Consider the following 631-nt stretch of genomic DNA (forward strand, 5'->3'; position numbering starts at 1 on the left):
CATGTCGATTGGGCTGCGAACCCCAGCCGGTCCACGGTTGAGGACATGTGTGTAAATCATGGTTGTTTTTACGTCTTTGTGACCCAGGAGTTCCTGGACCGTTCGAATATCATAACCGCCTTCCAATAGGTGGGTTGCGAATGAATGCCAAGATGCATGGGCTTCCCTATCCTATATACGTGAGTGAAGTAATTGAGAAGAGAGCGGTTTCACCCTCTGCCACTCATTTGATGCATGCTCGGCCTGCCATAAATCATAATTCTTTTGCAGATTAAGCCAAAAATCAGGGGTCGTATCAAACGCGCGAGATAAACGAAGTGCCATATTCGGAGTAACAGCACTTCTTTCATTTATAATCTTTGATAATGTCTTTCTTGAGATACCAAGAATCGATGCTAACTCGTTTATGGTTAGGGATAAAGGTTTTAAATAATCTTCTTTTATAATCTTACCAGGATGCGTTGGTTGTCTTTTCACGCTTTCACCCCTTAATGATAATCGTCATAATCGACGACATAAGCACCGCCATCAACAAACTCGAAAAACACTCTCCAATTCCCGGATACCTTCACAGCATATTGGTCTTTTTTATCTCCTGTTAGTTTGTGCAAGTTAGAACCTGGATAATTCA

Annotated in this window: 1 protein-coding gene; it reads right to left on the bottom strand. The window is 42.2% G+C overall.

What is annotated here, in order from left to right; translation table 11 throughout:
• Window positions 1-171 precede the first annotated feature (171 nt).
• Window positions 172-477, bottom strand: a complete 306-nt coding sequence (locus AUJ82_00005; protein ID OIO61077.1) for an addiction module antidote protein, HigA family — start codon at window positions 475-477, stop codon at window positions 172-174.
• Between the last annotated feature and the right edge of the window lie 154 nt (window positions 478-631).

The organism is Verrucomicrobia bacterium CG1_02_43_26, from assembly GCA_001872735.1.
Classification (GTDB): Bacteria; Verrucomicrobiota; Verrucomicrobiia; order Opitutales; family CG1-02-43-26; genus CG1-02-43-26.